We start from the raw sequence: 5054 nt of genomic DNA, 5'->3' as shown, positions 1-5054 counted from the left end.
GAGCAACTGACTTGTAATCAGTAGGTTGAGGGTTCAAGTCCTTTAGCCGGCACCATGATGGAGAGGTAGCGAAGTGGCTAAACGCGGCTGACTGTAACTCAGTTCCTTTTGGTTCGGTGGTTCGAATCCACTCCTCTCCACCATCTAAGAATGGGGTATAGCCAAGCGGTAAGGCAACAGACTTTGACTCTGTCATTGCGCTGGTTCGAATCCAGCTACCCCAGCCATAAAAGGTATGACCCGCTAGCTCAGTTGGTAGAGCATCTGACTTTTAATCAGAGGGTCAGGCGTTCGAGTCGCCTGCGGGTCACCATTTAACTGAATAAGCCCAGGTGGCGAAATTGGTAGACGCACAGGACTTAAAATCCTGCGGACCTTAAAATCCGTGCCGGTTCGACTCCGGCCCTGGGCACCATTCAATGCGGGTGTAGTTCAATGGTAGAACTTCAGCCTTCCAAGCTGACTACGTGGGTTCGATTCCCATCACCCGCTCCATTGATTTGCTTGAATAGCTCAGTTGGTAGAGCAATCGGCTGTTAACCGATCGGTCGTAGGTTCGAGTCCTACTTCAAGCGCCATGTGGCCTGTTGGAGAAACGGTTAACTCACATGCCTTTCACGCATGCATTCACGGGTTCGAATCCCGTACAGGTCACCATTTGATAACGAGCGATCATATTGATCGTTTTTTTTATTTATATTTTTATTGAAAATCGTTATCCTTGACAACAATCAACTACCCTTTTATAATTGAAAAGCGTAATAGAAAGGAGTATTCTATGAATAAATTATCGAAACTGGGGTTAACTCTGTAAGCAAAAGCTATTTACAGAGTCTCATGATAGCTTTTGTTTACGACTAGATAAATGTTTATTTAGGAGGAAACAACATGAGCTATAGAAAAGCAACTGACATATTACCCATTGAGATATTACAAGTTATACAAGAATATGTAGATGGTGATTATCTTTATATTCCAAAAAAGAAAGAGAATATTAAAGAATGGGGTACAAATACAAAAACTAAAGAGTATACAATGCAAAGAAATAAAGAAATCTTTGAAAAATATGTACAAGGATATTCAACTATTCAATTAGCAACTCTTTATTATTTATCTCATAAAACAATACAAAGAATAATACGTCAACAAAGAAGCGCATAAGGCGCTTTTTTGTTTCTTAAATAAGTTTGAGGTCGTAATACTATCATATTCATGTTTTACTTAAAAACAAGGAGGTTTAAGTTCATGAATCTTGTAGACACTATATACAACAAAGTACTTTTACGTGAGGGTAAAAGAAAAATCGAAGACTATCTTTTAGAAATACGATTATTTTCATATAACTCTTCAAAGCAATTAGCCCAAACATTATCTATCCCAATCCCTATTATTGTTGCTATAAAAAAGGAGTTACAATCACTAAATATTTTAGAAAAGGGGAGCGGATTTTCTTTAACTAAATCTGGAATCGAAATCATCGATTTAAGTTTTCATATAAAATCTCTTAATTTAAAACACTATCATTATTTATCTAACACATCGGCATTAGAAATTATGACAAAATTTTCTTGGCTTTTAGATTACTTTAATAACCGTCCAAGTGCTGATGTCACAATTGACCAAGCAAAATGTACACTAGAATCCGCTATCAAAAGAGTACAATATATGTTAAAAAAAGAAAAATTGCTTCATCGAAACATTCTCTGTCTAGGTGACGACGATTGTATGAGTATTATTATTGCCACATTTAATGCATATATATTTACAAATCAACCTCAAAAAAATATACATGTGTTAGATAAAGATATTCGTATTTTAAACTATATTAAACAAAGTCCACCATATATTCAAAAACAAATTCATGTAGATGTATGTGACTTTAGAGACACTTTAGAAAATAGATTCCAAAGAACTATGGATATTGTTATTATGGATCCACCATATACGATTAATGGAATAACCCTCTTTTTATCCAGAGCTATTTTATGTTTAAAACACGAGGAAAATCTATCATGTTATATATCATTTTTTAAAATGGATTACCAATTTCTGTACACAATTCAAAAATTATGGGTAGAAAATCATATCCTTCTTCTAGATATGATAATTGGTTTTAATCAATATGAAGGCGGTAGCATTCTAGGTAGTCAGAGTGATTTTTACCATCTCATAACGACAAACAAAACTACAGTTCCTTTGATTGATAATAAGGCAATGATTTATACTGGCAAAAGGAACCCTACAACCCGCTCATATCAATGCAAAAAATGCAAGAAAATATATAAGATTAATGAGAAATCTAAATTTAATACAATTGAAGAATTAAAAAAGGAAGGATGTGAAAAATGTGGAGGAGATAGATTCTGTTTATACAAAAGAGTTAGAAATTTGTAAAAGAGTAGGCAAAGAAGTATGCATCGATGTTTCACAATGCCAGTTAAATAAGAAAGATCTAACTATTTTATTACATCAAATATCCAAACTTATGAATACAACTGTCCTCAGTATTCATAGTCACTCATTCACACCCCAAGGAGATACTATCATGGCCATCATAGCAGACTCCCATATCGCTATTCATACATGGCCAGAATATAAATATGTAGCAATTGATATTTTTTCATGTAAACAAAATATTCCTGATAACATTTTTTCATACATCAAGAATTTCTTTGAGACAGAAGATATAACTTATCATACACTCTTTAGAAAAGTTCATTTTAACAATGACAAATAAGACGATATTAAAAAGATCACTTCACATTGTGATCTTTATTTATTTAAATATTCATTTAATGGAGCTTTCATACGATTTGTTACATAATTGCTACCACCACGTCCTTTAACATCTTCAACCATTGTCGAAATAACAATCGGCTGAGATGAATCAGTAGTCATAACAGTAAACCATCCAACTTCTGTACCTTCAGTATCATCTTGTGAATCTTTAATTTCACCTGTTCCCGTTTTCCCAGCTAAAACAACATTTTTGTTATAGAAAGAATGTCCAGTTCCATTTTTATCACTAATAACTTGAATTAAATCTTCTTTGATTTCGTTAGCAACATCTTTTGAAAATGGTTGAGCCCATACTGAAGATTCCGTTGTTTTTACAACATGTGGTGCCATCATTTTTCCTTCATTCACAAATGCTCCATAGACTGATGCCATTTGTACAGGATTCAACAAGATTTGTCCTTGTCCATACCCACTATCTGCAATTTGTATTTCATCCTTGAAATCACCACTACTATATTGTGATTTATTCAATGATAACTCAAAAGGAATTTCTTCACCAATCTTTAAAGATTTGTATCCTTTTACCAAATTATCCGCACCAATCTCTAATGCTGCCTTTGCAAAATAAACATTATCTGAATAAACCAGTCCATTTTTAAGATTATTAGGCGTTGGAGCATGTAATGTTGTGACATAATAACTTCCCCAGCTTGAATCTTTTTGCCATTTCATAGCTGATGAGAAATCCTTTGCAGGATCCAATGACTTTGTCTCTAAACCTATTGCAGCAGTTATTGGTTTCATACATGAACCAGGAACCCATGTTGATCTAAAACGATTTAATAACGGCTTATTTTTATCATCATTTAATGCATTCCATTGACTTGTGCTCATCCCCAAAATAAAATCATTGCTAGAAAATGTTGGTGTACTTACCAAAGCCAAAACTTCACCAGTTTTTGGATTCATTGCAACTGATGCACTCTTATCATTTTGGAATTGATTATATAAACTTTTTTGCAATGTTATATCAACAGTCAAAGTCATATCTTTCCCATCTTCTCTTAACTGTCGTGCAATTGATGCCTTACGTTCACCACTATCATCTTGTATATAAATTTCAATACCATCTTTCCCTTTCAAATCTTTTTCGTAAGCGGCTTCAATTCCGCTACGTCCAATATAAGAATTTTCAGTATATCCTTCTCCTTTATGCTTATCTAAGTCCTCTGCTGTTACCTTCTGCATATAACCCACTAAATGTGATGTTACTTTTCCATATGGATATGAGCGTATATTTGTTGTAGTTAACTTCACTCCAGCAATAGCTAATAAATCATTCTCTAAATTCTTATCATCTTTAGAAATTGTCTTTAATGGAACAAAAGAATCATCTTTAATCCAAGATGCACTCATTGTTTTTTGTATACCTTCTTTTGTTAGATCTAACAGTTTGGCTATCTTATCATAATCATTTTCACCATTCAATTTACCACGAACCAGTCCAACTGAATACGCTTCACCTTTTCCAGCCAAAACAGTGCCATTTCGATCTAAAATTCTTCCTCTTTGAGCCTTGTCTTCAACGATACGCACTTTATCAGTGCTTCCTAAATCAGGATATATAAAGGAATCATTCCATATAATTTTATCATCTTTGAATTGTGTTGTATTTTCAAACTCTGTTGATCCAGCAACCGTTTTCATATTGACAGTATAAGTTATTTTATCACCATCAGTAGAAACAACATCAATATTTATATCAGTCACTTCCATTCCATCATAAATATTTTTATTACGTTTTATAAAAGCTTCCTTTGTATATGTGGATTTTGCATCATCACTTATCATTGCATACATTTCATCATATTTTTGATTATTAATTTTTGCATAAAAATCTTTCAAGTTCTTTTCTTTACCATCACCACTTAATAAAAAGAATACAAAAAAACCAATCAGTATAACACCAATAACTGCTCCCCCAATAATTATAAGTTTCTTTTTATTGTTGTTATTTACATATACATCATACATTAGGTTCCCCTCCTTATTTTACAAATTAAGTATAGCACGTTCTTTCCATTTGATAAACAAAAATAAAAACCACGTCTAAAAGGCGTGGTTTTCTCTGCGGCTATAAGCCTTTGCTACTTGCTCGCGTCTCAAGGCGCTGCTTTCACTTCGCTCAAGCTATCGCTTTTGACTCTCGCTATCCCTCAAAGGGATTTTTTCTACTTCCCTTTCTTTTTCTCTTTTTTCTTCTCCTCGTATAATATATTTTGTAAAGATGACTAGTCATCTTTACAAGTTTATTT

Annotated in this window: 4 protein-coding genes and 7 tRNA genes; 10 read left to right on the top strand and 1 reads right to left on the bottom strand. The window is 33.5% G+C overall.

All coding sequences use genetic code 11. The features are described from left to right. The first annotated feature begins 59 nt into the window (after window positions 1-59). From AC5M21_RS15830 to speD, 10 genes are all read left to right on the top strand, one after another. Window positions 60-143, top strand: a tRNA-Tyr gene (locus tag AC5M21_RS15830). A gap of 8 nt (window positions 144-151) precedes the next feature. Then, window positions 152-227: transfer RNA gene (locus tag AC5M21_RS15825), tRNA-Gln, on the top strand. 10 nt (window positions 228-237) lie between these two features. Next, a tRNA-Lys gene (locus tag AC5M21_RS15820) sits at window positions 238-313 on the top strand. A gap of 13 nt (window positions 314-326) precedes the next feature. Then, a tRNA-Leu gene (locus AC5M21_RS15815) sits at window positions 327-415 on the top strand. 6 nt (window positions 416-421) lie between these two features. Beyond that, a tRNA-Gly gene (locus AC5M21_RS15810) sits at window positions 422-495 on the top strand. A 7-nt stretch (window positions 496-502) separates the two neighbouring features. Next, window positions 503-578 (top strand) — tRNA-Asn (locus AC5M21_RS15805). Between the two features lie 3 nt (window positions 579-581). Further along, window positions 582-657: transfer RNA gene (locus AC5M21_RS15800), tRNA-Glu, on the top strand. A gap of 231 nt (window positions 658-888) precedes the next feature. Beyond that, on the top strand, window positions 889-1161 hold the full coding sequence (locus AC5M21_RS15795) for a CD3324 family protein (RefSeq protein ID WP_008789211.1): 273 nt from the start codon (window positions 889-891) through the stop codon (window positions 1159-1161). 84 nt (window positions 1162-1245) lie between these two features. Then, window positions 1246-2394, top strand: coding sequence for a bis-aminopropyl spermidine synthase family protein (locus AC5M21_RS15790; protein ID WP_238637661.1), 1149 nt, complete (start codon window positions 1246-1248; stop codon window positions 2392-2394). Beyond that, entirely contained in the window at window positions 2339-2737 is a 399-nt protein-coding gene (gene speD / locus AC5M21_RS15785) for an adenosylmethionine decarboxylase (RefSeq protein WP_117599146.1), read from the top strand. Before AC5M21_RS15790 ends, speD begins: the two co-directional genes overlap by 56 nt. Window positions 2738-2772: 35 nt before the next feature. On the opposite strand, the gene AC5M21_RS15780 is transcribed toward speD, so the two are convergent. Further along, window positions 2773-4773, bottom strand: a complete 2001-nt coding sequence (locus AC5M21_RS15780; RefSeq protein WP_117599145.1) for a penicillin-binding transpeptidase domain-containing protein — start codon at window positions 4771-4773, stop codon at window positions 2773-2775. Window positions 4774-5054: the final 281 nt, after the last annotated feature.

This window comes from Coprobacillus sp. (assembly GCF_984815275.1).
This window is presented reverse-complemented; position numbering and strand designations above follow the sequence as displayed.